This is a genomic window from Curvibacter fontanus, from assembly GCF_054780335.1.
Map to the genome: position 1 here is coordinate 73,868 of NZ_BAAGWN010000003.1, position 23,888 is coordinate 97,755.

Consider the following 23,888-nt stretch of genomic DNA (forward strand, 5'->3'; position numbering starts at 1 on the left):
CTGCGGATACTCTCTGCATCCGTTCCTGGAACAGGAGCCGCCCTTGAACACCTCCACCGACCGCCGTCTTTTCCTGCGTTCCGTGTTCCATGCCCCGGTGCGCTTGCGACTGGGTGAGCAGGAGAGTCAGGCTTTTCTGCACGACGTCTCGCTCAAGGGCGCGCTGGTCGAGGTCTCGGCCAGCTGGGGCGGGCGGGTGGGCGAGGTCTGCCGTCTGCACCTGGAGCTGGCGCCGGATGCGGCCATCCTGATGGACACCACCGTGGCCTACATCGAAGGCCGCCATGTCGGCCTGCATTGCGAGCGCCTGGACCTGGACAGCATGACGCACCTGCGCCAGCTGGTCGAGCACAACGCCGACGATCCGGCCCTGCTGGAGCGGGACCTCGCCACCCTGGTGGCGCAGCGAGCAGGCTGAGAGGCTGAGAGCAAGTTGCCCATGGCTGCGCACCCCCCCAAACACCCCCACTCGGCGTTGCAAATGCTCGCCGTAGCCCGAGCTACGGCTGTGCTTTGCGCCTTGATTGGGGGCGTTTGCGTGGCCTGCTCGACCACGGTCAATTCACTCTCAGCCTCTGAGGCCGCCGGCCCGGGGTGGCATACGGATTGCTTGCTCCACCGGCATGTGCACCACAAGCCCCCACAGCCTGACAGCCGAGACGGACCGCGCCGGCACCCTGTGGCAGCGGCAGCTTGAGCTGCTGCTGGAATCCACCGGTGAAGGCATCTTCGGCATCGACCTGGCGGGCCACTGCACCTTCATCAACCGCGCGGGGGCGCGCATGCTGGGGTGGTCGGCGTCCGAGGTTCTGGGTCGCAATATGCACGAGCTCACCCATCATTCGCACGCGGACGGCCAGCCTTACGCAGCCCACGACTGCCCGATCTTCAATGCCTTCCGCCAGGGCCTGCCCTGCCGCATCGATACCGAGGTGTTCTGGCGCCGCGACCGGCAGCCTTTTCCCGTGGAGTACTCCAGCTACCCCCTGCTCGACGGCGAGCAGGTGCGCGGTGCGGTGGTGACCTTCGTGGACATCACCGAGCGCCGCCATGCGGCGCAAGCCCTGCAGCGGGCCAATGCGGAGCTGGCGGGGGCCAACGACGCGCTGGAGTCGCGCGTGGCCCGGCGCACGCAGGAGCTGTCGGTGGCGCTGGGGCAGTTGCGCGAGCTGGCCGCGTATTCGGAAAAGGTCCGCGAGGACGAGCGCACGCGCATCGCCCGCGAGGTCCATGACGAGCTGGGCAGCCTGCTGGTGGCACTGAAGATGGACGTCAACTGGATGGACAAGCGCCTGGGCGAGCAGCAGCAGCGCAGCGAGGACGATGCGCGGTCGATGCGCGGCCGGCTGCAGAGCAAATGCCGCAATATGAGCCGTCTGATCGAGGAGGCGGTGGACAACGTGGGCCGCATCATCACGGACCTGCGCCCCAGCATCCTGGACCACCAGGGCCTGTGGGCCGCGCTGGAATGGCAGGCGCACGAGTTTGCGCGCTCGGCCGAGCTGCGCCTGGCCTGGGCCATGGACGACACCGAAGGGATCGAGCTGCCCGAGCCTGCGGCGATCGCGGTGTTCCGCATCTTCCAGGAGATGCTCAGCAATGTGGGGCGGCATGCGCGCGCCAGCGAGCTGACCGTGCGGATCGGGACAAGCGGCGGGCAGCTCCACGTGGTGGTGCAGGACAACGGTTGCGGCGCCGCACCGCAGGCCCTCGAAGCGCCCACGGCCTATGGGGTCATGGGCATGCGGGAGCGCGCGCGGCATTTCGGCGGCGATATTTTCATCGCCAGCGAGCTGGGCCAGGGCGCGCGTTTTTGCCTGCAACTGCCCATCCAGCCATGATCAAAGTCCTCATCGGTGATGACCATCGCATCGTGCGCGAAGGCATCAAGCAGGTTCTGGCGGATGCACCGGATGTGTGCGTTGTGGCCGAGGCGCAGACCGGCCCCGAGGTTCTGGACCAGGTGGGCGTGCTCGGCGGCCGGCAGGGGCTGGATCTGGTGCTGCTCGATATCGCCCTGCCCGGTATCGACGGGCTGGAGGTGCTGCAGCATCTGCGCGTGCGCTGGCCCGAGCTGCCGGTGCTGATGCTCAGCACCTATCCCGAGAGCCAGTACGCAGCGCGTTGCATCAAGCTGGGCGCGGGGGGTTACCTCCACAAGAGTGCGGACCCGGACCCTATGCTCGAAGCCGTGCGCCAGGTCGCCGGCGGCGGCCGTTACCTGACCTCGGACACGGCGCAAGCCCTGGCGGCGGCCGTGGCGGCGACGGGCGCGGGCGGCGTGGAATCGTTGTCGCACCGTGAGCACCAGGTCTTCCGCCTGCTCACGGCCGGGCACAGCGTGGGCGAAATTGGTGCGCAGCTCAAGCTGGCCTCCAACACCGTGAGCACCTACCGCGCCCGCATCCTGGAAAAGACCGGCGTGAAGAACGACGTCGAGCTTGCGCTGCTGGCCGAGCGACACGGCAAGTCATCCCGTGCGGGCCCGATCTGAACGATTGATGTAGGGCCGCCCCTACGTGTCGTCATGCGAGATCGCATGAATTGCATCCGCTGGCGACCAGGGGCTGCGAACTGGCCCGACCCTTGCGAGACCGTGGCATCTCCACTCATGAGGTGATGTCATGGCCCCCTACTTCGATCCCTACAACGCCGACCGTCCGCTCATGCTCAAGTGCAGCTGCGGGCGCGACCACACGGTGGCCGAGCACCAGCAGGAACTCGTGGCCACGCAGGCCGCGGCCGAGTTGCGGCAGCGCAGCGAGAGCAGCGATTTCGAGGCCTACAGCCAGGAATTCATCGAGGCCACCCTGGTCAAGGCCCTGTTCCCGCAGGACGCGCTGCGTCGGCGCTTCCTGCGCGCCGTGGGCAAGGGCGCGGCCATGTCGGCCATTGCCAGCGTGCTGCCCGTGGCCAGCCTGCAGGCCATGGCCCAGGAGAAGGGCGCGCTGGAGAAGAAGGACCTGAAGATCGGCTTCATCCCGATCACCTGCGCCACGCCGCTGATCATGGCGCACCCGCTGGGCTTCTACCGCCAGCAGGGCCTGAACGTGGAGGTCGTCAAGACGGCGGGCTGGGCGCTGATCCGCGACAAGATGCTCAACAAGGAATACGACGCCACGCATTTCCTCAGCCCCATGCCCCTGGCCATTAGCCTGGGCCTGGGCTCCAACGCCACCCCCATGAATGTGGCCACCATCCAGAACACCAACGGCCAGGCCATCACGCTGGCGCTCAAGCACAAGGACAAGCGCGATCCGAAAGACTGGAAGGGCTTCAAGTTCGCCGTGCCTTTCGATTACTCGATGCACAACTTCCTGTTGCGCTATTACGTGGCCGAGCACGGCCTGAACCCCGACACCGACCTCCAGATCCGTGTGGTGCCCCCGCCCGAGATGGTGGCCAATCTGCGTGCCGGCAATATCGACGGCTTCTTGGGGCCCGATCCCTTCAACCAGCGCGCGGTGTACGAAGAGGTGGGTTTCATCCACCTGCTCACCAAGGAGCTCTGGAGCGGCCATCCCTGCTGCGCCTTCGGCACCAGCGCCGAGTTCATCCAGAAGAACCCCAACACCTTCGCGGCCCTGTACCGCGCGGTGCTCACGGCGGCGGCCATGGCGCGCAAGCCCGAGAACCGCGAACTCATCGCCAAGGTCGTTGCGCCCACCCCGTACCTGAATCAGCCCGAGGTGGTGCTGCAGCAGGTGCTGACCGGCAAGTTCGCCGACGGCCTGGGCACGATCCGCAACGTGCCCGACCGCGCCGACTTCGACCCCATGCCCTGGCAGAGCATGGCGGTGTGGATGCTCACGCAGATGCAGCGCTGGGGGTACATCAAGGGCGAGGTCAACTACAAGCAGATCGCCGAGAAGGTCTTCCTGCTGACCGACGCCAGGAAGCACATGAAAGAACTGGACCAAAAGGCGCCCGACGGCGCCTACCCCAGGTTCAAGGTCATGGGCCGCGAGTTCGACCCGGCCAAGGCGGCCGAGTACGCCGCCAGCTTCCCCATCCGCAAGGCGGTCTGAGATGCGGGTGTGGAACACGCTGGGCCTGCGCGCCGCGCTGGTCTCCTTGCTGCTGCTGGCCTGCCTGCTGCTGGCCTGGGGCTTGGCCACCCGGCCCAGCGCGGGCGCACCTGCGCCGGCGGCCACGGTCAGCCTGACCCCCGAACAGATCGAGTACCTCAAGATGATGGGCAAGGACCCGGACGCGCTCACGGCAGGTGGGGGCAAGCAGGCCGGCTTTCCCACGCCTTGGCAGACCGCACAGGTGGCCTGGAAGCAGCTCAGCAACCCTTTCTATGACAACGGCCCCAATGACAAGGGCATTGCCATCCAGCTCGCGCATTCACTGGGCCGCGTGGCGCTGGGCTTCGGCCTGGCCTGTCTGGTGGCCATACCCCTGGGTTTTGTGATCGGCATGTCGCCGCTCTTGCGCCGCGCCTTCGATCCTTTCATCCAGGTGCTTAAGCCCATCAGCCCCCTGGCCTGGATGCCGCTGGCGCTCTACACCATCAAGGACTCGTCGGTCAGCGGCATCTTCGTCATCTTCATCTGCTCGCTCTGGCCCATGCTGATCAACACCGCCTTCGGCGTGGCCTCGGTCAAGCGCGAATGGCTCAATGTGGCGGCCACGCTGGAGGTCAGCCCGCAGCGCAAGGCCTTCCTCGTGATCCTGCCGGCGGCGGCGCCGACCATCGTCACCGGCATGCGCATCAGCATGAGCATCGCCTGGCTGGTGATCGTGGCCGCCGAGATGCTGGTGGGCGGCACCGGCATCGGCTACTTCGTCTGGAACGAGTGGAACAACCTCTCGCTCACCAATGTGATCTTCGCCATCCTGGTGATCGGGGTGGTGGGCATGCTGCTGGACCTGCTGTTCGGTCGCCTGCAGAAGGCCGTGACCTATGTGGAGTGAACGCGTGTGAACGGATTCCTGAAAATCGAAAAACTCAGCAAGGCCTATGGCGGCGCGCGGCCCGTCTTCGCCGACGTGTCCTTCACCCTGGACAAGGGCGAGTTCGTCTGCATCATCGGCCATTCGGGTTGCGGCAAAACCACCATCCTCAACGTGCTGGCCGGCCTGGACACGGCCAGCTCGGGCCTGGTCTTCATGGACGGGCGCGAGGTGGTGGGGCCCAGTCTGGAGCGGGGCGTGGTGTTCCAGGGTCATGCCCTGATGCCCTGGCTCACGGTGCGCCAGAACATCGCTTTCGCCGTGCGTTCCTGCTGGCCCGACTGGTCCACGACCCAGGTCAAGGTCCAGGTCGAGAAATATGTCGCCATGGTGGGCCTGAGCCCGGCGATCGACAAGAAACCCAGCGAGCTGTCGGGCGGCATGAAACAGCGGGTGGGGATCGCCCGCGCCTTTTCCATCGCGCCCAAGATGCTGCTGCTGGACGAGCCCTTCGGCGCGCTGGACGCGCTCACGCGCGGCACCATCCAGGACGAGCTGCTGGCCATCGTGCGCCAGACGCAGCAGACCGTCTTCATGATCACGCACGACGTGGACGAGGCCATCCTGCTGGCCGACCGCATCCTGCTCATGAGCAACGGCAGCGAGCACGCGGGCGTCTACACGCCCGGCGGCATTGCCGAGGTGGTGGTCAACCCGCTGCCGCGCGAGCGTACCCGCGCCGGCCTGCACCACCTGGACGGCTATTACGAGCTGCGCAACCACATCGTGGACTTCCTGGTCACACGGGCCACGGCCCACTGAAATTTTTCAACCCAACCACAACCTGAAGGAGTTCGCATGAACCGCAACGACGTCACCGAGAAGATCATCACCGCCAAGGTCGCCAAGGGCCTCAAATGGGAAGACGTGGCCAAGAAGGTCGGCCTGAGCAAGGAATGGGTCACCGCCGGCTGCCTGGGCCAGATGACCTTCGACGCCAAGCAGGCCAAGGTGCTCGGCAAGATCTTCGGCCTCAACGAGGAAGAACAGAAGTGGCTGCAGGTCGTGCCCTACAAGGGCTCGCTGGAGACCGCGGTGCCCACCGATCCGCTGATCTACCGCTGGTACGAGATGGTCAGCGTCTACGGCACCACCATCAAGGAGCTGATCCACGAGGAGTTCGGCGACGGCATCATGAGCGCCATCGACTTCAGCATGGACATCACGCGCCAGGCCGACCCCAAGGGCGACCGCGTCAACGTGGTGCTGTCGGGCAAGTTCCTGCCCTACAAGACCTACTGAGCATGGACGCCAAACTTCCGCTGCCGCCCTATACGCTTGAGAGCGCAGCGCAGAAGGTGCGCCTGGCCGAGGATGCCTGGAACTCGCGCGACCCCGACCGCGTGGCGCTGGTCTACACCGAGGACACGCGCTGGCGCAACCGCGCCGAATTCCCGGTGGGTCGCGAGCAGGTGCGCCAGTTCCTGCAGCGCAAGTGGGCGCGTGAGCTGGACTACCGCCTGATCAAGGAGCTCTGGGCCTGCAGCGGCCACCGCATCGCGGTGCGTTTCGCCTATGAGTGGCGCGATGATTCCGGTCAATGGTACCGCTCTTACGGCAACGAGAACTGGGAGTTCAACGCGCTCGGTTACATGCAGCGGCGTTTTGCCAGCATCAACGACCTGCCCATCCAGGCCGGGGAGCGCAAGTTCCACTGGCCCCTGGGCCGGCGGCCCGACGACCATCCCAGCCTCAGCGATCTCGGGCTGTAGGCTTGAGGTTGCCCTTCAGTAGTGCGGCGGCAGATCGTCGCGCAGGTTGCGCAGCACCGGTGCGCTGCCTTCGGGTAGCTGCTGGCGCAGGTCGCCGATTTCGCGCAGCAGCAGGTCGATCTGTTGCTGCTGGCGGTAGATCGTCCGGTTCAGCTGTTCCAGCAGGTCTTCGGCGTAGCTGGCCTTGATTTCCAGTTCGGTCAGGCGTGCCTCGGCATCGTGCATCGGGTTCATGCCCGTATTGGACCTCAAAAGCATGGGTGTCGCCGAGGGCGCATGTGGCGCTGCGAGTTGCGAGCCGGTCCGATGAAATTCCTGAAGTGAAAACTTCGTTCATAGGTCATCACAGGGCATTGCGCAAGAGCCCTTTTTCGAGTGTTGCGCTCGGAAGACGCCACACTTCAAGCGATTTCTCAAGTCTCGGCCCTAAGCGCATGGACCGCCGTGATGCGCACGTAACAGTCTGATTATTCTGCGTTTTTCGCTCGCCTCATGTGCTGTTTTGATGCGCGCGGCCCGGACAATACGCACAGCAAAGCGACAGCGCGACAAGACCAGCACAGCAGAGAAAGGGCGACACACCATGTTCAAGACCTGGAAGAAATTCGCCGCACGCCCCGAAACCGTCGAGGGGGTGGAGGCCACGCCGGAGCTGGCACGCTCGCTGGCCTACCGGCGTTTCCTGCGCTCGGTGTACCAGGCGCCCGCCCGGCTCAATCTCGCGGGTTATATGCGCGAGGTCCAGGTGCTGGATGTCTCCCTCAGGGGCGCGCTGGTCGACATGGGCGCGGCCCTGCCCTGCCCCGTAGGGATGCGCGGTCGCCTGCGCCTGCAGCTCTCGCCCCTCACCTACATCGCCATGGACGTGGCGGTGACGCGTGTGCAGGGCAGCCAGCTGGGCCTGCAGTGCCTGCACATCGACCTCGACAGCGTGACGCACCTGCGCCAGCTGATCGAACGCAACTCCCCGGATCCGACCCTGCTGGTGCGTGAGCTCTCGGCGCTCGTGGGTGCTGCGGCCTAAGGCTGAGGCGCTCAGCGGTCCTTGCTGATCGCCTGGCGCGTCTGCGCTGCCTGTCCTGCAAGCCATTCGCAGAAAGCCTGCACCTCGGGCCGGGCGTGGCTGTGCGGCGCCGCGATGAGCCAGTAGGCCATGGGCGAGTCCAGGCGCATGCCGGGCAGCACCTCGATCAGGTCGCCTGAACGCAGGCTGTCGGCCACCAGGGGCATGCGCGTGAGCGCCACGCCCTGGCCGGCCAGCGCGGCCTGCGCGATCTGGTAGGCGTAACCGAAGTAGAGCCAGCGCTTGGGCTCGAGCTTGCGCAGGCGGTAGACGTCCAGCCAATGGCGCCAGGTCAGCCAGGCCATGGGCTGGCTGTGCTGCGCCTCGTTGGCCTCGATCAGCGTGAAGTGCGCCAGGTCCTCGGCGCGCTGCAGGCTGCGCCCGCTCTTGAGCAACCAGGGACTGACCACGGGGGTGAGCTGCTCGTCGAAGAGGTGCACGGCGTGCGCGGGCACGTTGGAGGCCTGGGTGTAGCGCAACACCAGGTCCACGTCGGCGGTGTCCAGGTCGACCAGCGCGTCGGAAGCGTCGATGCGGATGTCGATGTCGGGGTTCTCGCTCTGGAAGGCTTCCAGCCGCGGGATCAGCCACATGGAGGCGAAGGAGGCCCAGGTGCTGATGGCCACGCTCTTGCGTCCGGCGCTGCGCCGGATCTGGCGCACCGCGTTGTCCATGCGCTCCAGCGAAGGCAGCACGGCCTGCAGCAGCTGCGCCCCGGCGGCCGTGAGCTCCACCGCGCGCGTGTGGCGCAGGAAGAGGCTCACACCCACCTCGTCTTCCAGGGCCTGGATCTGCCGTGTCACCGCGCTCTGGGTCAGCGCCAGTTCTTCCGAGGCGGCGCGGAAGTTCAGGTGCCGCGCAACGGCCTCGAAGGCGCGCAGCTGACCCACCCCGATGGGTCGGGTGCGGGGCGAAAAATCGGTGGGCGACATGGCGATACCGTAGGGGGCTTGATTGATGCGTTTTGCGAATCAATAGCCTAACCGGATTTCATTGGACGGACCAGCGGATTCTGCTGATGATGCAATGCCGAACACTCTCAAAAGGAGTTTGTCATGGCCTCCCTCGGCGATCACGAATTGCAACAATCATTCGACGCGATCGGTGTCGCGCGGTGCTGGAATCTGGCGGCCGGACAGGTGCTCAGCCTGCGTCCGCGCAAGGCGGGCGTGTTGCGCATACGCGAGGGTCGGGCCTGGGTCACGCTGGACGAGCGGCCACGCGGGCACGGTCCGGACGCGGGGGACTATTTCCTGCGGGCCGGTGAGCAACTGGCGGTGCAGCCCGGGCGGCATCTGGTGCTCGAGTCGCTGGACGAGGGCGCGCTGAGTTTCGAATGGCTGCCTGCTGCCCAGACCGCATCGCGGCCACAGCCTGAGCCGCTGCTGCACACCCTGGGGGATCTTTACGCGGCGACGCGGCTGGCGGGCAATGCGCTGCTGCGCTTCCTGCACGCGCTGGCGGCCTATCCCGAATGCCTGCTGCTCGCGGGTTACCGCGGGCTCACGCGCCGGTGAGCCAGCGCGTGGCACCACCCAGGATGGGGGTGAGGCGCTGCATGACGCCAGTTCAGGGCCTCAGGCGTAGGTGATCCAGTCCGCGAGTTCAGGCCGGTCCAGGTGCGGCAGGGTGTTGTAGCTCAGCAGGGTGTGGCGCTTCGGCGTGTAGGTGAACTCCGTCACCGCGCTGTTGCGGATGCGCAGGTTCAGCTCGATCGTGGTCTCGGGCGTGGTGCCCAGCACATGGCCCACGGCGGTGGAAATCGGCCCGCCGCTGGAGACGATGAGCACAGGGCCCTCGTGGTTCTGGCGCACATGGTCGAGCGCCCCGGTCACGCCGGCCAGGAAGTCGGTGTAGCTCGGCATGCCCTTGGGGCTGACCACGCCGTTCATCCACTGGCGCAGGCCGTCGCGCAGCAGTCGGAAGTGGTGACGGTACAGCTCCGGCGTGTCGGGCTTTTGCAGCGGCTGCGGGTGGATGGCGGCGATCACCGCCTCGCTGTCGTATTCGTTCAGGCCCTCGAGGGCTTGCACGGTGTTGTCGTAGCCCGCACCGGCGGCGATGCCGGCCCAGGTCTGCGCGTGGCGGCGCAGCGTACCGGTGAGCACGGCGTCGAAGCGGATGCCGCGTTCGCGCCAGTAACGGCCCAGGCATTCGCTCTGCTGGCTGCCGAGTTCGCTGAGCTGGTCGTAGTCGGCCGCGCCGAAGGAGGCCTGGCCGTGGCGCACGAGGTAAAGGGTTCCCATGGAGAGATTGTCGCAAGTCCGGCGTCCGGAGCATGTCACCGGCGCGACGAGTGCTATTAATTCAGGAGCAAATCTCGACCAGGCCCTTCGGCGTCTGCAGCCCTGCCCGCAGCTGCGCCGGGCCGGTCTGCACGGACAGGCCCGGCAGGTCGAGGGCGCGACAGGCCGTCGCCAGCGTGTCGGCCCGAGGGTGCTGCCGTTCGAAAGACGCCAGCGTGACACCGCTGGCCGGCATGCCTGCAGCTGGATGCACCGCACCCCACTGGATCAGTGTGGGCAGGGCGCCGTCGTACAGGCGCTGGCCATCGGCGCGCACCGTGATCTGCCATTGCAGCAGGCCTGAGGGGGTCGGGCGCGATGCGGCGATGACCTCGCCGCGATCCAGGCCCTGCGTCTGCAGCGCGGCCACGGCGGCGTGGGCGTCGGGCACGCGTGCCACCCAGTGCGCGAGGTGCGGGCCCTGGCGGCGCACACGCTCCTGCAGGGCCGGGTCGTCCATGTCGAACCAGCGCCGGCGTGCCGGGGGCGGCGCCGCGGGGTCGATGGCGATGATCTCGAAGTAGGCCAGCGGAAAGGCGGGGCTGGCGATGCTGAAGAGCCGGTTGTGCGTGCCCATCAGCGCGTGCTGGCCGCCCGGCCCGGGTGTCACACCCAGCGTAGCCTCGCACCAGGCCACGCCTTCGTCCAGTGTGGCGGCGATCACCACCAGATGGTCGAGCTGCGCGCTCACAGCGAGACATTTCCCGTGATGCAGGTCTGCACCTGGCCGCCGACCCAGACCTGTCCCTGCGCATCACGCTCCAGCAGGACACGCCCGGCGCGGCCCAGGCAGGCGCCCTGCGCGGCCACATACCGCGCGGGCAGCCGGCCTTCGGCCATGAGCCACTGGGCCAGGCTGGCGTTGAGGCTGCCGGTGACCGGGTCTTCGGTGATGCCCACGGGCGCGGCGAAGGCGCGCACTTCCAGGTCGGGTTCGGCCAGTTGCGGTGCATCGGCCGTGTGTTCGGCGAAGGCGCGTGTTTCGCGGCTGCTGCGTGCGATCAGCTGCACCGCGCCGCTGTCCAGCGTGAGCGCGGCCACGCCCACCTTCTGGCCCAGCTCGCGCAGGCGCTGGTGCTCGGGTTCCAGGGCCAGCACGGTGTCCACGCTGTCCAGCAAGAGGCCCAGCCAGGACGGGCCGTTGACCAGCACTTGCGCCGCAAGGATCTGCTGCGCTTGGATGCCCAGGGCCTGCGCCACCTGGGCCAGCAGTTCGGGCGCCGGCGTGCTGCGCGTGAGCGGCGGCGCCGCGAAGGCCAGGTGCTGGCCCGCGCGACGGATGCTGACCAGGCCCACCGCGCATTCCTGCACGATGAGGTCTTTGTCCTTCGGCGCACCGCCGGCTTCCAGCCAGGCGTGGCAACTGCCCAGGGTGGGGTGGCCGGCGAAGGGCAGTTCGCCGCCTGGGGTGTAGATGCGCACGCGGTAGTCGGCGCCAGCCTGGGTGGGCGGCAGCACAAAGGTGGTCTCGGAGAGGTTGGTCCAGCGCGCGAAGCGCTGCATCTCGTCCTCGCTCAGGCCGCTGCCGTCGAGCACCACGGCCAGGGGGTTGCCCCGGTAGGGCGTGGCGGTGAAGACGTCGACCTGCTGGTAGGGGCGCTGGTGCTGGCTCATACCATGTGCTCCCGGATCACGGCGGACAGGGCGCAGACGCCGCGCTCGATTTCCTCCGCGCTGGCCGTGACGAAGGACAGGCGCAGGGTGCGGGCATCGGGCGCGCCGGCATAAAAGGCCGCGCCCGGCACATAGGCCACGCCGCGTGCCACGGCCTTGGGCAGGAGCGCCGCGGCGTCCAGTCCCGCGGGCAGGCGGGCCCAGAGGAACATGCCGCCCACGGGCCGGTTCCAGCTCACCTCCTGGGGCATGTGACGGGCCAGTGCGGCCAGCATGACGTCCCGCTGCGATTTGTAGAGCGCGCGGATGCGCGGCACATGGCGGTCGAGGAAACCGTCCTTCATGACCTCGGCCACCACGCGCTGGTTGAAGCCCGGGCTGTGCAGATCGGCCGCCTGTTTGGCCTGCAGCAGCTTGGGGAACACCTCTTTCGGGGCGACCAGGTAACCCAGGCGCAGGCTGGGCGCCAGCACCTTGGAAAAGGACCCGAGGTAGATGCAGCCGGCCGGGTTGCGTGCCGTCAGAGGGGCCGGCGGCGGCTGGTCGAACCAGAGTTCGCCATAGGGGTTGTCTTCGAGCAGGGGCAGGGCCAGCTCGGCCGCGGTGGCGCTGAGCGCCGCGCGCCGGGCCTCGCTCATCGTGCGGCCGCTCGGGTTCTGGAAGTTGGGCAGCACGTACATGAAACGCGCGGGTGTGCCGGCCGCCTGGGCCGCACGCAGCGCGGCGATGTCCACGCCCTCTTCGTCGCTGGCCACGCTGTGCACCTGGGGCTCCATGGGCGCGAAGGCCTGCAGGGCGCCGAGGTAGGTGGGTGTTTCCACCAGGATGCGGCTGCGTGTGTCGATCAGCAACTTGGCGGCCAGGTCCAGGCCCTGCTGTGAACCGGTGGTGATGAGCACCTGCGCGGGGTCCACCTGCCAGGGCAATCCGGCGGCCACCCGCTCGCGCAGCGGGCCGTAGCCTTCGCTGGCCGCGTACTGCAGGGCGGCATGGGCGTCGTCGCGCAGCACGCGCGCGCAGGCCTGTTCGAATTCCGCGACGGGGAAGGTCTTGGGCGAGGGCAGGCCGCCGGCGAAGCTGATGATGCCGGGCTGCTCGGTGAGCTTGAGCAACTCGCGCAGCACCGAGGGGTTCATCAGCGCGGCGCGCTCGGACAGCACCCAGGGCGAGGGGGAGGGGGTGCTCGGCTTCATGGGGTGCTTTCTTGGGTTTCAGTCGGACGGGTGCGGGCCCTGCGCACAGGCATTTTGCGCCCGGCAAAGACCACGGCGATCACGGCCAGACCGAAGCCCAGCGTGAGGGCATCGAGTGATTCGCCCAGCAGGGGCACGGCCAGGAGCATGGAGAGAAAGGGTTGCAGCAGTTGCAGCTGGCTCACGCGCACTGTGCCGCCCAGGGCCAGGCCACGGTACCAGGCGAAAAAACCCAGCCACATGGAGAACACCGCGACGTAGGCAAAACCACCCCAGGCCGCGGCTGAAACCGGTGACTGGGGCCAGCTCCACAACGTGAGTGGCAATGTCAGGGGCAGGGACAGCAGCAGGGCCCAGCAGATCACCTGTTCCGCCGGCAGGTGCTGCGCCAGGCGTGCGCCATAACCGTAGCCCACGGCGGCGCAGAGCATGCCCAGCAGCAGAAGCCCATCGGCCGGGTGCAGCGCGAGCCCCGCGCTGCCCGAACGCAGCAGGGCATAGGCCACAACCAGGGCCGTGCCCGCCAGCGCGCAGAGCCAGAAGCCGGCCGAGGGCCGCTGGCGCTGCAGCGCGGCGCCCACGGCCGCCGTGGCCAGGGGCAGCACGCCCACGATCACGCTGGCGTGCACCGCCTCGACGTGGCGCATGGCGATGGAGGTGCAGATGGGGAAGCCGAAGACCACGCCCCCTGCGACCAGCGCGAGCGCGCCCCAGTCGCTGCGGCGCGGCAGCGGGGCGCGCGCAACGAGCAGGAAGAGAACCGAAAGCACAGCGGCCACCACAGCGCGACCTGCGGCGATGTACAGGCCCGAGAGCTGCGGCGCCTCGGGTGTGCCCGTGGCCAGGCGGGTCATGGGCAGGGTCAAGGCGAAGATGAAAACGCCCAGCAGGCCGAGCCACAGGCCACGGCGCTGGATCGGATCGGGGGAGTGCAAGAAGGACGGGGTGCGCATCCCACCGACTTTAACGTGCAGCGTTGGTGAGTTTTCAGCCCGTCAGGGCGGCCAATGCACGCAGCAGTGCGCGGTTCACGTCCTGCGGCGCATACCCGTAGCTTTCGCCCAGCAGACGGGTGGCGCGCGTGTCGGTCGCTTCGAGCGCGCGCGCCAGCTGCAGGGCCGGGTGGTAGGGGCCGCTGTCTTCCAGCAGGGCCTGCAGGATGCGTTGCGACAGGGGCAGGCGTGGCAGCAGCTGCGCCAGGGGCTCGCCCAGCAGCCGGTGCAGTTGCGAGTACAGGCCGCAGAGGTAGACCTCGCGCCGCAGGTCTTCCTCGTCACCGGGGTCGAGCAGCTGTTCGATCAGGCGCGCGCGCAGGACCATGCCCAGGCGCACGGGCTGCAGATCCACCTCGCTGCCGGCCTGGGCCAGCTGGTCCAGCAGCCAGGCCTGCACATGGCGCAGGCCCCAGACCTGCAGGCCCTGGTACAGGGTGTCGATCTGGCCGCGCTGTTGCGGTGCGGTGGTGTTGACATGCAAGAGGAAGCGGTAGCTCAGCACGGGCTCGGCGCAAAGCAGGGCTTCGATGCGGTCCAGCGAGGCGTCCTGCTCGATGGCGCGCACCACGCGGCTGATGGCGGTGCGGTCGGGTAAGCGGGCCGGCGCCGGCAGTTCGTTCAGCATTTCGTCGGTGGGCCAGCCGGCCACGGCCCAGGCACCGCGCTGGTCCAGCGCGGTACAGGCCTGCGCACGGCTGGCGGGGGTGAGCAGGAGCTGCCCCGGTGGCAGGGCCTCGGCGTCGTCCAGGCGGTAGCGGCCGGGCCGTCCAGCGTTGGGCGCCGCCAGGCCGGGAGCATCCGGCCAGAGCAGGGGCAGGCCGCGTGCCTGGGCCTGCTGCGCGCGCGGGCGCAGCACGGCGTCGCTCAGCGCCTCGGGCGGCAGCAGCAGCCAGGGCCCGTCGGGGCGGCCGTGTTGCAGCAGGTCCAGCAGCAGCGCGGGATGGCGCACGGACAGCAGGAGTTGTGGCGCGCGCGCGGGCCAGAGCTCGTTCAGCACGGCCAGCAGATGGCGTGCATCGAGGCCTTGGGCTGCGGGCAGGGATTCGACCAGCAGCTGGACGCCCGCGATGTCGCGGCGGCGGTTCCAGAGCAGGCGGTGGCCCAGGGTCAGATGGTCCAGGACGGAAGCGCTCATGCGGGCGGGGCGCTCAGGAAATCAGTGCAAACAGGCCCCGGGCTCAGCTGATGTAGTTGAACAGCGAGAGGCGCTGGATCTGGGCGTAAGTCTGCAGCGCGGCACTGTAGCCGGTCTGCTGGGTCTGGAACTCGGAGATGCCCTTGATCATGTCCATGTCCTCGGCGCGCGAACGGTCGGCGGCGAGCTGGATGGTCTTTTCGCCCTGCGTGCCCTCGATGGTGTCGGCGCGCTTGAGCAGTTCGCCGGCCTGGCTTCGCGCCGACTGCACGCGTTCCATGCCGCTGTCTATCTGCGCCAAGGCCAGTGACAGATTTTGCGCCAGCAGGTGGCCATTGCCAGAACCCTTGATGCCGGAAATGGCCTGGTCGAGCACCGCAAACAGGTCGCTGCGCGTACTGGGGGTGATGTTGACGGTGTCGCCGTTCGCGGGCACGCCGCGCGCGACAAAGGACAGTCCGTCAAAGCTGATGTCCTGGCCGTCGGTATAGGGCTGGGCTGTCAGCACCGGGGTCGTCGTGATGGGCGGCGTGACCGTGGTCATGGAAACGTCATAGGTGGTGACGGGCGGGATGGTGGCGCTGACGTTGAAGGTGAGCGTGTAGTTGTTGCCGGTGATGGCGCTGGGCGTGAGGACCCGACCCACATCGGTCCAGAGCTGGCCGGTGTTGGTGGCGCCCAGATTCATCTTGAAGACGCCATTGCCGGTGGGCACGTTCATCCATACGGCCTGGCCGTCCATGGTGCCGGGAATGGAAACGGCGGTACTGGAGCGTGCGCCCGGAATGCCGTTGTAGACCACGCCGGCAGGCACGTCGACGAAGGGCTGCGGCGCGCTGCCGAGCCCGCCGAACAGGGGGATGCCGTTGCTGTCCACCTTGTTGGCATAGGCGAAGAGCTGGTCGCGCAGTCCGGCCATCTCCTGGGCGATGCTGGTGCGGTCGGTGGATGTATAGGACGCGTCGCCGGCGCTGACCACGAGCTGGCGCAGGGCCTGCAGGGCATCCATGCTGTTGCCCAGCGTGCCCTCGGCCACGGCGACCGAGTTGCGCTGCAGGTTGAGGGCGCGCACCTCCACATCGACGCGCGAGGAGCGCGTCATCGCGCGTTCGGCCTGGGCTGCGCCGGTCGGATCGTCGCTGGGGCGCACGACCTTCTTGCCGGCCGACAGCTTTTCCTGCAGGTCGGCCAGGCCGGCCTGGCGGTTGGTCATGTTGGCCAGGGTGTTGTCGTAGGTGTTGGCGGTGGCGAGTCTCATGGCGCGTTCCTTGTGGCGTCGTTCGGTCAGCGTGAGAAGGAGGCCATCAGGGTGTCGAAGATGCTCTGTGCAATCTGCATCATCTTGCCGGCCGCCTGATAGGCCTGCTGGTACTGGATCATCCGTGCGGCTTCTTCGTCCAGGTTGACGCCGGCCACGCTGGTGCGGTCCTTTTCCAGATTGGTGGCAATGTCGTTCGACACCTTGGCGGACTGCTGGGCGCCCTGCACCTTGGTGCCGATCTCGGCGATCACGCTGGCGTAGCCGTCGGTCAGCGGTCCGCCGTCGAACATCGCCAGATCGCGCAGATTCAGCATGGCCTGGGCGTTGCCTGCATCCAGCCGCGGATAGGGGTTGGCATTCACCGTGTAGGTGTCCCCCGCCTTCGGGATGCCTTTGAGCGTGAGCGACCAGCCGGTTTGCGGCGTGGTCGGCGGCACCGTGTACTCGATGGCCTGACCCGGCACATAAGCGTAGGCGGTGGCGCCGGTGTCCGAGCGCGTGTAGGTCCCCGGACCGGTAAAGGTCAGCGTGACGGCCGGCGGGATGGGAACCGTCCGAACCGTGAGACTCTGCAGCGTCAAGGCCCCGGTGTTGGTGGCGCCTGCGCTGGCGGCCAGTGGGCTGGCCATCGCCAGATCCTTGGGAGAGCTGAAGGCCGTGTTGATGCCGCGCGCGGCGCCGGCATAGGGCGTGACGAGGAAGCGGTCTCCGGCCGCGGCCGCGCCGCTTTGCTGGATCTGGAAGCCGTCGAGCAACACCGGGTTGGTGGCGCCGAAGTCAAAGGGGGTCTGCACGCCGTCGGACAGCCGGGTGATGGTGCCCGTGGTGGCGCTGGCGAACGTGAAATCGTAGTTGCTGGCCAGGAACGATGTGGTGCCCGAGGGGTTGGTCTGGATGCTGACGCTCAAGGCGGCCGTGCCGGCGTTGGCCGGCGTTTTCTGGGGCAGCGCCGCGGGGATGGCGGCCAGGTTGAACAGCGGGTTGCCGGGGTTGCCATTGAGGTCCAGCCCCAGGGACTGCTGCTCGTTCATCTTGCTGCCGATGGCCAGCGCCATGCGTCCCAGCAGGTTGCTGGCATTGGTCAGGTCGGTGTTCTGGAAGCGCAGCAGGCCGGCCATTTCTCCGCCCCCCAGCGTGGACTCTTCCAGCACGCGGGCCACGCCGCCGGTGGTGATGGTGAGCTTGGCCTTGGTGGGGTCGCCGTACGGGTCCTGGTGCAGGATGCCCACGGGCGACACGGTCTTGCCCAGCACCAGCGGCTGGCTGCCGGCCAGAAAGATGTTCAGGCTGCCATCGTCGGCGGCGATATTGGTCGTCTGGACATATTTGTTCAGATCGCGGATCAGCTGGTCGCGCTGGTCCAGCAGGTCGTTGGGGGGCTGGCCGCTGCCCAGCGCCAGGGCGATCTTCTCGTTGGCCTGGCCGATCTGGGTGGCCAGGTTGTTGACGGCCTTGACGTCGACGTCGAGCTGGCTGGTGGTGCCGATGCGCAGCTCGTTCATGGCGTCGGCCATGGCGCGGAAGCGGCTGGCCATCTCGTCGGCGCGCGCCAGCACCACGGAACGCGCGGTCAGGTCGGTGGGGGCGTTGGCGATGTCGGAGAAGGAGTTGAGCATGTCGCTGACGGCGGCGCCCAGGCCGTTGGCGCCACCGGGGAACAGGCTTTCCAGCTGCTTCATGTAGCTGTAGCGGGTCGCGTCGCTGGCGGACACGGACTGCGCGGTGGCGGCCTGGCGCGTCAGGAAATCGTCATAGATGCGCTTGACCGTCAGGACATCGACGCCCTTGCCGAAATAGCCGCTGCCGGTGAACTGGCCGGGGATGTTCTGCAGCTGCACCTGCTGGCGCGAATAGCCGGGGGTGTTGACATTGGCAATGTTGTTGCCGATGGTCTGCAACGCATTCTGATTGGCCGTCAGGGCGGTCACGCCGATGTTGATGATGCTGCTCATGAAGCTCTACCTCAGCCTTGGGCCCGCTGCAGCCGCAGCGTGGTGTTGATCGCGCGACTGAGTTTGGTCGCATAGTCCGGGTCGGTGGCATAACCGGCGTCCTGCAGGCCCTGGGTCCAGCCCTGCACCGAGCCGGTCTGCTGGCGTGCCTGCGCGTAGCGTGGGCTGTTGCCGATCAGGTTGGCGAAGTCGCGGAAGGATTCGGCAGGGGTGTCGTAGGCGCGGAAACGCGCCACGGTCTTGTGCGGCACGCCGTCCGTGTACTCGGTCGTGGTGACCTCGGCCACCTTGCCCTTCCAGTCGGCGCCGGCCTTGATGCCGAAGAGATTGTTCGAAGAGCTGCCGTCCTTCATGAGGATCTCGCGCTGGCCCCAGCCGCTCTCATGCCCGGCCTGGCCCAGCAGGTAGCTGGCGGGCAGGCCGCTGCTGCGCTGCACCTCCTGGGCGGCAGCGCCGTGCTGCTGCACGAAACCGCGCGCGGCCGCAGGTGCCGGCACGGGTGTGACCGCGCCGTCGGTCCCGGGTGTGGCGCCGGCCTTGTCCTTCATGCCCATCTGCTGCATCAGCTGTCTGGCAATCACTTCGGCCAGACCGCCGGGTTGGCCGGCCATCTGCACGGCGAACTGCTGGTCCAGCAGGTCCGTGCCCAGGTCGCCGCCCGGGCTGTCCAGCATGCCGCTTTTCATGGCGGCGCTGGCCTCGCGCATGCTCTTGAGCAGCTCGCGCATGAAGAGCGCCTCGAACTGCTTGGCGGTTTCCTTGACGGACTCGGGAGTGGACTGCCCGGCCTGGAACTTCAGGCGGTTCAGGCTGGCGCCATCGGCGGCCAGCGAGTTGCTGATTGGGTGAGTCCGCATCAGGGGGCCTCAGCCTCGTCGCTGTCAAAACGATGTGCGTGAAAAGACGCAAGCCCAGAACGCCGTGGAACCGGCTTTGCCGGGCCACTGGCGTTGCCCCCTTGAGGGTGGGAAGGGGCCACACGCAGTGGGCCGCCGACGGGGGTGGTCTTCATATCACTTCCAGTTCGGCGTTGAGCGCGCCTGCGGCCTTGATGGCCTGCAGGATGGCCAGCAGGTCCTGCGGCGTGGCGCCCAGGGCGTTGAGCGCGCGCACCACGTCGGCCAGCTTGGGTGCGGCGGGCACCTGGATCAGGATGCCGGGTTCCTGGCGGATCTCGATATTGGCTTTCTCGGCCACCACGGTCTGCCCCGAGGACAGGGGGCCGGGCTGGCTGATGACGGGCGTGGAACTGATGCTGACCGAGAGATTGCCGTGCGCGATGGCGCAGGGGCCCAGGGTCACGGCCTGGTTGAGCACGATGGAGCCGGTGCGCGAGTTGATCACCACCAAGGCCTTCGGCACCGAGTTTTCCAGCGGCAGCTCCTCGAGTTCGGCCAGGAAGCTGATGCGGTCATTGGGTTCGGTGGGTGCGCGCACGTCCACCGTGCGGCCGTCGAGCGCGCGGGCCACGCCGTCGCCGAAGCGGGTGTTGATGGCGACGGCCACACGGCGTGCAGTCTGGAAGTCGCTGGCTTCGAGGCCGAGCCGGATGCTGTCGCCTTCGAGCAGCGGCGTGGGCACGGCACGCTCGATCTGCGCCCCGCCGGGAATGCGGCCTGCGCTCAGGTGGTTGATCTGCACTTTGCTGCCGCCGGCGGCAGCGCCGGCGCCGGCGATGACCAGGCTGCCCTGGGCCAGCGCATAGACTTGACCATCTGCGCCGCGCAGCGGCGTGGAGATGAGGGTGCCGCCCTTGAGCGACTTGGCATTGCCCATGGAGGAGACAGTCACGTCCATGTTCTGGCCGGGGCGCGCGAAGGCCGGCAGCTGGGCCGTCACCAGCACGGCGGCGACGTTCTTGAGCTGCAGGCGCGAGGCAAGGTCCGGCGAGAGGGCGATGCCCATCTGCTGCAGGTAGTTGCTCATCGTCTGCGTGGTGTAGGGCATCTGCGTGGTCTGGTCGCCGGTGCCGTCCAGGCCGATCACCAGGCCGAAGCCGGTGAGCTGGTTGCTGCGCACGCCTTCGATGGCGGCCACTTCCTTGATGCGACCGGCCAGCGCGGGCTGGGTGGCCAGCAGGCACAGGCCCAGCAGCACGGCGCCGCGGCAAAGAGCGGCGAGCATGGAGGGGAGGGGGCCGGTGTTCATGGTGCGGAGCTCAAGTTCTGGCGGGAAAGGTTGAAGCCGTCATGGCTGATTCTGCAAGCGCCTAGAACGGCGAAATATTCAAAAAGAACCGGGTTAACCAGCCTACTGTCTGCGCTTCATGCTGCGGACCGCGGCCCCTGGACTCGACGCGGACATTGGCCACGGCGCTGGAGTTGACGATGCTGCCGGGCAGGATGGCCAGCGGATCGACGGTGCCGGTGAAACGCAGTACGTCCACGTTGTGGTTCAGGCCGATCTGTTTTTCTCCCGTAACGACCAGGTGGCCGTTGGGGAGCACCTCGGCCACGGTGGCCGTGATGGCGCCCGAGAAGGTGTTGGCCGCTTCCGTGCCCCCCTTGCCCGAGAAATCTGCCTTGCTGGCCGCGCCGATGCGGAAATTGTTCTCGGCAGCGGTGCCTGGGAAGGTCATGCCGGGCACCGCGGTGATGCTGCCGTCGATGCTGCTGCTGCGGTTGGCGGTGGAGCCGGATTTCTGGCTGGCCGTGACGTTCTCGACGATGCGGATGGTCACGGTGTCGCCGACCAGGCGCGCGCGCCGGTCCTCGAAAGTGGGGCGGTAGCTGGCGGGCAGGAACAGGCTGCCCGTCACCGGCCGCGCCGCGACAAGCGCCGGCGCCTGCGTCACGCGCGGCTCGGCGAAGTCCACGTTCGCCGGCCTGGGCATGGCGGAGCAGCCGACCAGGACAGTGGCGCCCAGCATGAGCGTGAGGTGTTTCATCACAGCTGTCCCAGCTTCTGCAGCATCTGGTCCGAGGTCTGGATGGCCTTGGAATTCATCTCGTAGGCGCGTTGGGTCTGGATCATGCCGACCAGCTCCTGCACCACATTGACGTTGGAGGTTTCGAGAAAACCCTGCATGAGCTGGCCCAGGCCGTTGGCGCCGGGCGTGCCGGTGTTGGGCTGGCCCGAGGCGGCCGTTTCGGCATAGAGGTTCTGGCCGCGCGGGTCCAGACCGGCCGGGTTGATGAAGCTGGCCAGCGGAATGGTGCCGATGGGCTGCGGCGCGACGGTGCCGGGAATGGTGGCGGTGACGTTGCCGTCGGCCGAGATCGAGACATTGGTGGCGTTGGCCGGCACCGTGATGCCGTTGGCCACCGGCAGGCCGTTGCTGGTGACGAGCTGGCCCTGGGCGTTGACCTGGAAGGAACCGTCGCGGGTGTAGTTGAGGGTGCCGTCGGGCATGGTGATCTGGAAGAAACCGTTGCCCTGGATGGCCACGTCCAGGCCGTTGCCCGACTGCTGCAGGCTGCCCTGCGTGAAGCTGCGGCTGGTGGACACGGTGCGCACACCCAGGCCCACCTGCAGGCCGGTGGGCAGTTGCGACTGTTCCGAGGTGCTGGAGCCGACCTGGCGCAGGTTCTGGTACATCAGGTCTTCGAACACGGCGTGCGCGCGCTTGAAGCCGTTGGTGGACGAGTTGGCCAGGTTGTTGGAGATGACGTCCAGCTGCATCTGCTGGGCTTCCATGCCGGTCTTGGCGATCCACAGGGAATTGAACATGGTGGTTTCCTAGGTGTGGCTTCAGCCTTGCAGGCTGAGCAGTTGACCGGCGGAGCGGTCGTTGGATTCGGCGGTCTGCATCAGGCGCATCTGCACTTCGAACTGGCGCGCGGTCTGGATCATGCCCACCATGGTCTCCACCGCGTTCACGTTGGAGCCCTCGAGCACGCCCACCAGCATGCGGGCGTTGGCGTCGTTGGGCAGGGGCGCGCCCGATTGCGGGCGGAACAGGCCGTCGTCGCCGCGCTTGAGCGGGTCTTCTGCGGTGGGGGTGGCCAGCTTGAGGCGGCCCACGGTGGTCGAGGGCTGGTTGCCGGTGCGCGCGCTGATGGTGCCGTCGAAGCCCAGGCTGATGACCGAGTCGTTGGGCACGGTGATGGGCGCGCCGCCGTCGGACAGCACGGACAGGCCGTTGCTGGTCTGCAGCACACCCTGGGGTGAGACTTCGAAGCCGCCGCTGCGCGTGTAGGCCTCGGTGCCGTCCAGGCCCTGCACGGCGAACCAGCTGCTGCCCTGCGGCATGGCGTCCAGATCGCGGCCGGTGCGCTGGGCCGGGCCGGGGGCGTCGCGGTGGCCCGAGGTCGCCTCCAGCGCGAACACGCGTGTGGTGGCGCCTTCGCCGCGCAGGGGCACGGCGCGGTAGGCCGAGAGCTCGGCGCGAAAACCGTTGGTCGACACGTTGGCCAGGTTGTTGGAGAGCACCGACTGCCGGTGCGCGGCGGCGTTGGCCCCGGTCATCGCGGTGTAGATCAGGCGGTCCATGGCAGGTCTCCTTCAGCCGTTTTCGGTATCAGCGCAGGTTGACCAGGGTCTGCAGCACCTGGTCCTGCGTCTTGATGGTCTGGGCGTTGGCCTGGTAGGCGCGTTGCGCGGTCATCATGTTGACCAGCTCGGCGGTGAGGTCGACGTTGGAATCTTCCAGCGCGCCGGCGCGCGTCACGCCGAACTTGCCCTGTCCCGGCTGGCCCATCAGGGGCTGGCCCGAGGCGTAGGTCTCTACCCAGTTGTTGCCGCCGACGGGCGCCAGGCCCTGGAGGTTGCGGAAATCGGCCAGGGCCAGCATGCCGTTGGCCTGGGTCTGCCCGTTCGAGTAGCGCGCAGTGATCACGCCGGTTTCGGCAATCCTCATGCCGACAAAAGAGCCGGCGGTATAGCCGTTCTGGGTCAGGTCGGTGACGCCGAACGAGGCGGCAAACTGGGTGGCGCCCGAAAAATTCAGGGTGGTCACGATGTTCGGCGTGGTAGGGGACGGGGTCGCGATGGATACCGATGGATTCACGACGGGCGCCACCAGGGCGCCGGTCGTGTCAAAACTCAGGGTGATGGGGTTGCCGCCCGTGTCCAGCAGCAGGGCGCCGGCGGAATCCCGCACCTGCCAGTTGTCCAGGGCCGGTGGTCCGACCGTCGCCGCCGCGCGCGTGAAGTTCATCGTGAAAGGGACGGACGCACCTTGCGAGTCGAAGACGTTCAACGCGGTGCCATAGGTCGTGTACGGCGGGGTGTTGGTGACGGCGTTGTAGACCGTGGAGGCGCCGGCGTCCAGGTTGAACTGGGCCGTGATGCTGGTGGTCGTCTGTGCCGGGATGGGCGCGCCCGTGGGCATCACCAGCGGCCTGGCGGTGGTGCTGGTGGCGACACCGGCCGTGGTGGTCGGGTAGCCCAGCACCTTGGCGCCGGAGTTGGTCACGATGGTGCCGGTGTTGTCCATCTTGAAGTTGCCGGCGCGCGTGTAGGCGATGGTGCCGTCGGGCATCTGCAGCGGGAAGAAGCCGGCGCCGTTGACGGCCACGTCCAGCGTGTTGCCGGTGATGGAGATGGTGCCCTGCGTGAACTGCTGGGCGATCGTGTCCACGGCGACGCCCAGGCCGGCGGTGTTGCCGCCGCCCGCGCCGATGGACGATGCCACCAGGTCGGAAAACTCGGCGCGCGAAGATTTCATCCCCGTGGTGTTGGCATTGGCAATGTTGTTGCCAATCACGTCCAGGTTCTTGCTGGAAGCGTTCAAGCCGGATAGACCTGTCTGAAAAGCCATGATGGATTCCTGTAGGTT

At 67.6% G+C, this 23,888-nt stretch carries 26 protein-coding genes; 10 read left to right on the forward strand and 16 right to left on the reverse strand.

Going from position 1 to position 23,888, the window contains the following annotated elements; all coding sequences use genetic code 11:
* Positions 1-43: 43 nt before the first annotated feature.
* The 8 genes from ACYVH8_RS00910 to ACYVH8_RS00945 all read left to right on the forward strand — a co-directional run bounded on the left by ACYVH8_RS00910 (position 44) and on the right by ACYVH8_RS00945 (position 6,671).
* Positions 44-418 (forward strand): PilZ domain-containing protein, encoded by a 375-nt coding sequence (locus tag ACYVH8_RS00910; RefSeq protein ID WP_460486996.1) that lies wholly within the window; start codon positions 44-46, stop codon positions 416-418.
* A 205-nt stretch (positions 419-623) separates the two neighbouring features.
* A complete protein-coding gene (locus ACYVH8_RS00915; protein WP_460486997.1) occupies positions 624-1,841 on the forward strand; it encodes a sensor histidine kinase in 1,218 nt (405 codons plus the stop codon).
* Complete coding sequence (locus tag ACYVH8_RS00920) at positions 1,838-2,494, forward strand: response regulator (RefSeq protein WP_460486998.1); 657 nt, start codon at positions 1,838-1,840, stop codon at positions 2,492-2,494. Before ACYVH8_RS00915 ends, ACYVH8_RS00920 begins: the two co-directional genes overlap by 4 nt.
* A 130-nt stretch (positions 2,495-2,624) precedes the next feature.
* Positions 2,625-4,028: a CmpA/NrtA family ABC transporter substrate-binding protein gene (locus tag ACYVH8_RS00925; protein ID WP_460486999.1), complete on the forward strand. Its 1,404-nt coding sequence runs from the start codon at positions 2,625-2,627 to the stop codon at positions 4,026-4,028.
* Between the two features lies 1 nt (position 4,029).
* Positions 4,030-4,920, forward strand: a complete 891-nt coding sequence (ntrB, locus tag ACYVH8_RS00930; RefSeq protein ID WP_460487000.1) for a nitrate ABC transporter permease — start codon at positions 4,030-4,032, stop codon at positions 4,918-4,920.
* 6 nt (positions 4,921-4,926) lie between these two features.
* Positions 4,927-5,721, forward strand: a complete 795-nt coding sequence (locus ACYVH8_RS00935; protein WP_460487001.1) for an ABC transporter ATP-binding protein — start codon at positions 4,927-4,929, stop codon at positions 5,719-5,721.
* Positions 5,722-5,757: 36 nt separating this feature from the next.
* The gene (cynS, locus tag ACYVH8_RS00940) at positions 5,758-6,201 is read left to right on the forward strand and encodes a cyanase (protein ID WP_460487002.1); all 444 of its coding nucleotides are present in this window, start codon (positions 5,758-5,760) and stop codon (positions 6,199-6,201) included.
* Positions 6,202-6,203: 2 nt separating this feature from the next.
* The gene (locus tag ACYVH8_RS00945; protein WP_460487003.1) at positions 6,204-6,671 is read left to right on the forward strand and encodes a nuclear transport factor 2 family protein; all 468 of its coding nucleotides are present in this window, start codon (positions 6,204-6,206) and stop codon (positions 6,669-6,671) included.
* A 15-nt stretch (positions 6,672-6,686) separates the two neighbouring features.
* Here the strand turns inward: ACYVH8_RS00945 and ACYVH8_RS00950 are convergent, their stop codons facing one another.
* Complete coding sequence (locus tag ACYVH8_RS00950) at positions 6,687-6,905, reverse strand: SlyX family protein (RefSeq protein WP_460487004.1); 219 nt, start codon at positions 6,903-6,905, stop codon at positions 6,687-6,689.
* Between the two features lie 349 nt (positions 6,906-7,254).
* Between ACYVH8_RS00950 and ACYVH8_RS00955 the strand changes: the two genes are divergently transcribed.
* Complete coding sequence (locus tag ACYVH8_RS00955; protein ID WP_460487005.1) at positions 7,255-7,695, forward strand: PilZ domain-containing protein; 441 nt, start codon at positions 7,255-7,257, stop codon at positions 7,693-7,695.
* 11 nt (positions 7,696-7,706) lie between these two features.
* Here ACYVH8_RS00955 and ACYVH8_RS00960 read toward each other — a convergent pair whose 3' ends face one another.
* Positions 7,707-8,666 carry a LysR substrate-binding domain-containing protein gene (locus ACYVH8_RS00960; protein ID WP_460487006.1) on the reverse strand — a complete coding sequence of 320 codons (960 nt, stop codon included), beginning with the start codon at positions 8,664-8,666 and terminating at the stop codon, positions 7,707-7,709.
* 123 nt (positions 8,667-8,789) lie between these two features.
* On the opposite strand from ACYVH8_RS00960, the gene ACYVH8_RS00965 reads away from it, so the two are divergent.
* The gene (locus tag ACYVH8_RS00965; protein ID WP_460487007.1) at positions 8,790-9,251 is read left to right on the forward strand and encodes a DUF2917 domain-containing protein; all 462 of its coding nucleotides are present in this window, start codon (positions 8,790-8,792) and stop codon (positions 9,249-9,251) included.
* A 60-nt stretch (positions 9,252-9,311) separates the two neighbouring features.
* Here ACYVH8_RS00965 and ACYVH8_RS00970 read toward each other — a convergent pair whose 3' ends face one another.
* From ACYVH8_RS00970 to flgE, 14 genes are all read right to left on the reverse strand, one after another.
* Positions 9,312-9,980: a histidine phosphatase family protein gene (locus ACYVH8_RS00970; RefSeq protein WP_460487008.1), complete on the reverse strand. Its 669-nt coding sequence runs from the start codon at positions 9,978-9,980 to the stop codon at positions 9,312-9,314.
* Between the two features lie 61 nt (positions 9,981-10,041).
* Positions 10,042-10,710 carry a VOC family protein gene (locus ACYVH8_RS00975; RefSeq protein WP_460487009.1) on the reverse strand — a complete coding sequence of 223 codons (669 nt, stop codon included), beginning with the start codon at positions 10,708-10,710 and terminating at the stop codon, positions 10,042-10,044.
* Positions 10,707-11,633 carry a PhzF family phenazine biosynthesis protein gene (locus ACYVH8_RS00980; RefSeq protein ID WP_460487010.1) on the reverse strand — a complete coding sequence of 309 codons (927 nt, stop codon included), beginning with the start codon at positions 11,631-11,633 and terminating at the stop codon, positions 10,707-10,709. The genes ACYVH8_RS00975 and ACYVH8_RS00980 overlap by 4 nt, the downstream gene beginning before the upstream one ends.
* Positions 11,630-12,826, reverse strand: coding sequence for an aminotransferase-like domain-containing protein (locus ACYVH8_RS00985; RefSeq protein ID WP_460487011.1), 1,197 nt, complete (start codon positions 12,824-12,826; stop codon positions 11,630-11,632). Before ACYVH8_RS00985 ends, ACYVH8_RS00980 begins: the two co-directional genes overlap by 4 nt.
* A complete protein-coding gene (locus ACYVH8_RS00990; RefSeq protein WP_460487012.1) occupies positions 12,823-13,779 on the reverse strand; it encodes a DMT family transporter in 957 nt (318 codons plus the stop codon). Before ACYVH8_RS00990 ends, ACYVH8_RS00985 begins: the two co-directional genes overlap by 4 nt.
* 34 nt (positions 13,780-13,813) lie before the next feature.
* The gene (locus ACYVH8_RS00995) at positions 13,814-14,956 is read right to left on the reverse strand and encodes a YuxH family protein (protein ID WP_460487013.1); all 1,143 of its coding nucleotides are present in this window, start codon (positions 14,954-14,956) and stop codon (positions 13,814-13,816) included.
* A 43-nt stretch (positions 14,957-14,999) separates the two neighbouring features.
* Complete coding sequence (gene flgL / locus ACYVH8_RS01000; RefSeq protein ID WP_460487014.1) at positions 15,000-16,214, reverse strand: flagellar hook-associated protein FlgL; 1,215 nt, start codon at positions 16,212-16,214, stop codon at positions 15,000-15,002.
* A gap of 26 nt (positions 16,215-16,240) precedes the next feature.
* Positions 16,241-18,169 carry a flagellar hook-associated protein FlgK gene (gene flgK, locus ACYVH8_RS01005; RefSeq protein WP_460487015.1) on the reverse strand — a complete coding sequence of 643 codons (1,929 nt, stop codon included), beginning with the start codon at positions 18,167-18,169 and terminating at the stop codon, positions 16,241-16,243.
* Positions 18,170-18,180: 11 nt separating this feature from the next.
* On the reverse strand, positions 18,181-19,026 hold the full coding sequence (locus tag ACYVH8_RS01010; RefSeq protein WP_460487016.1) for a glucosaminidase domain-containing protein: 846 nt from the start codon (positions 19,024-19,026) through the stop codon (positions 18,181-18,183).
* 151 nt (positions 19,027-19,177) lie between these two features.
* Positions 19,178-20,317, reverse strand: coding sequence for a flagellar basal body P-ring protein FlgI (locus ACYVH8_RS01015; RefSeq protein WP_460487017.1), 1,140 nt, complete (start codon positions 20,315-20,317; stop codon positions 19,178-19,180).
* A gap of 61 nt (positions 20,318-20,378) precedes the next feature.
* Positions 20,379-21,056 carry a flagellar basal body L-ring protein FlgH gene (locus ACYVH8_RS01020; RefSeq protein ID WP_460487018.1) on the reverse strand — a complete coding sequence of 226 codons (678 nt, stop codon included), beginning with the start codon at positions 21,054-21,056 and terminating at the stop codon, positions 20,379-20,381.
* Positions 21,056-21,838, reverse strand: coding sequence for a flagellar basal-body rod protein FlgG (gene flgG, locus ACYVH8_RS01025; RefSeq protein WP_460487019.1), 783 nt, complete (start codon positions 21,836-21,838; stop codon positions 21,056-21,058). Before flgG ends, ACYVH8_RS01020 begins: the two co-directional genes overlap by 1 nt.
* Before the next feature lie 21 nt (positions 21,839-21,859).
* Entirely contained in the window at positions 21,860-22,600 is a 741-nt protein-coding gene (locus ACYVH8_RS01030; RefSeq protein ID WP_460487020.1) for a flagellar basal body rod protein FlgF, read from the reverse strand.
* 28 nt (positions 22,601-22,628) lie between these two features.
* Positions 22,629-23,870, reverse strand: coding sequence for a flagellar hook protein FlgE (gene flgE, locus ACYVH8_RS01035; RefSeq protein ID WP_460487021.1), 1,242 nt, complete (start codon positions 23,868-23,870; stop codon positions 22,629-22,631).
* Between the last annotated feature and the right edge of the window lie 18 nt (positions 23,871-23,888).

What these genes read in the sequence shown, in the direction of transcription:
- ACYVH8_RS00915 (WP_460486997.1), top strand. Translation starts at nt 624, where the DNA reads ATGTGCACCACAAGCCCCCACAGCCTGACAGCCGAGACGGACCGCGCC.
- ACYVH8_RS00970 (WP_460487008.1), bottom strand. Translation starts at nt 9,980, where the DNA reads ATGGGAACCCTTTACCTCGTGCGCCACGGCCAGGCCTCCTTCGGCGCG.
- ACYVH8_RS00950 (WP_460487004.1), bottom strand. Translation starts at nt 6,905, where the DNA reads ATGAACCCGATGCACGATGCCGAGGCACGCCTGACCGAACTGGAAATC.
- ACYVH8_RS01020 (WP_460487018.1), bottom strand. Translation starts at nt 21,056, where the DNA reads ATGAAACACCTCACGCTCATGCTGGGCGCCACTGTCCTGGTCGGCTGC.
- flgK (WP_460487015.1), bottom strand. Translation starts at nt 18,169, where the DNA reads ATGAGCAGCATCATCAACATCGGCGTGACCGCCCTGACGGCCAATCAG.
- ACYVH8_RS00985 (WP_460487011.1), bottom strand. Translation starts at nt 12,826, where the DNA reads ATGAAGCCGAGCACCCCCTCCCCCTCGCCCTGGGTGCTGTCCGAGCGC.
- ACYVH8_RS00965 (WP_460487007.1), top strand. Translation starts at nt 8,790, where the DNA reads ATGGCCTCCCTCGGCGATCACGAATTGCAACAATCATTCGACGCGATC.
- ACYVH8_RS00945 (WP_460487003.1), top strand. Translation starts at nt 6,204, where the DNA reads ATGGACGCCAAACTTCCGCTGCCGCCCTATACGCTTGAGAGCGCAGCG.
- ACYVH8_RS00925 (WP_460486999.1), top strand. Translation starts at nt 2,625, where the DNA reads ATGGCCCCCTACTTCGATCCCTACAACGCCGACCGTCCGCTCATGCTC.
- ACYVH8_RS00995 (WP_460487013.1), bottom strand. Translation starts at nt 14,956, where the DNA reads ATGAGCGCTTCCGTCCTGGACCATCTGACCCTGGGCCACCGCCTGCTC.
- cynS (WP_460487002.1), top strand. Translation starts at nt 5,758, where the DNA reads ATGAACCGCAACGACGTCACCGAGAAGATCATCACCGCCAAGGTCGCC.
- ACYVH8_RS01015 (WP_460487017.1), bottom strand. Translation starts at nt 20,317, where the DNA reads ATGAACACCGGCCCCCTCCCCTCCATGCTCGCCGCTCTTTGCCGCGGC.
- ACYVH8_RS00955 (WP_460487005.1), top strand. Translation starts at nt 7,255, where the DNA reads ATGTTCAAGACCTGGAAGAAATTCGCCGCACGCCCCGAAACCGTCGAG.
- flgG (WP_460487019.1), bottom strand. Translation starts at nt 21,838, where the DNA reads ATGTTCAATTCCCTGTGGATCGCCAAGACCGGCATGGAAGCCCAGCAG.
- ACYVH8_RS00960 (WP_460487006.1), bottom strand. Translation starts at nt 8,666, where the DNA reads ATGTCGCCCACCGATTTTTCGCCCCGCACCCGACCCATCGGGGTGGGT.
- ACYVH8_RS01010 (WP_460487016.1), bottom strand. Translation starts at nt 19,026, where the DNA reads ATGCGGACTCACCCAATCAGCAACTCGCTGGCCGCCGATGGCGCCAGC.
- flgE (WP_460487021.1), bottom strand. Translation starts at nt 23,870, where the DNA reads ATGGCTTTTCAGACAGGTCTATCCGGCTTGAACGCTTCCAGCAAGAAC.
- ACYVH8_RS01030 (WP_460487020.1), bottom strand. Translation starts at nt 22,600, where the DNA reads ATGGACCGCCTGATCTACACCGCGATGACCGGGGCCAACGCCGCCGCG.
- ACYVH8_RS00920 (WP_460486998.1), top strand. Translation starts at nt 1,838, where the DNA reads ATGATCAAAGTCCTCATCGGTGATGACCATCGCATCGTGCGCGAAGGC.
- ACYVH8_RS00990 (WP_460487012.1), bottom strand. Translation starts at nt 13,779, where the DNA reads ATGCGCACCCCGTCCTTCTTGCACTCCCCCGATCCGATCCAGCGCCGT.
- ACYVH8_RS00980 (WP_460487010.1), bottom strand. Translation starts at nt 11,633, where the DNA reads ATGAGCCAGCACCAGCGCCCCTACCAGCAGGTCGACGTCTTCACCGCC.
- ntrB (WP_460487000.1), top strand. Translation starts at nt 4,030, where the DNA reads ATGCGGGTGTGGAACACGCTGGGCCTGCGCGCCGCGCTGGTCTCCTTG.
- flgL (WP_460487014.1), bottom strand. Translation starts at nt 16,214, where the DNA reads ATGAGACTCGCCACCGCCAACACCTACGACAACACCCTGGCCAACATG.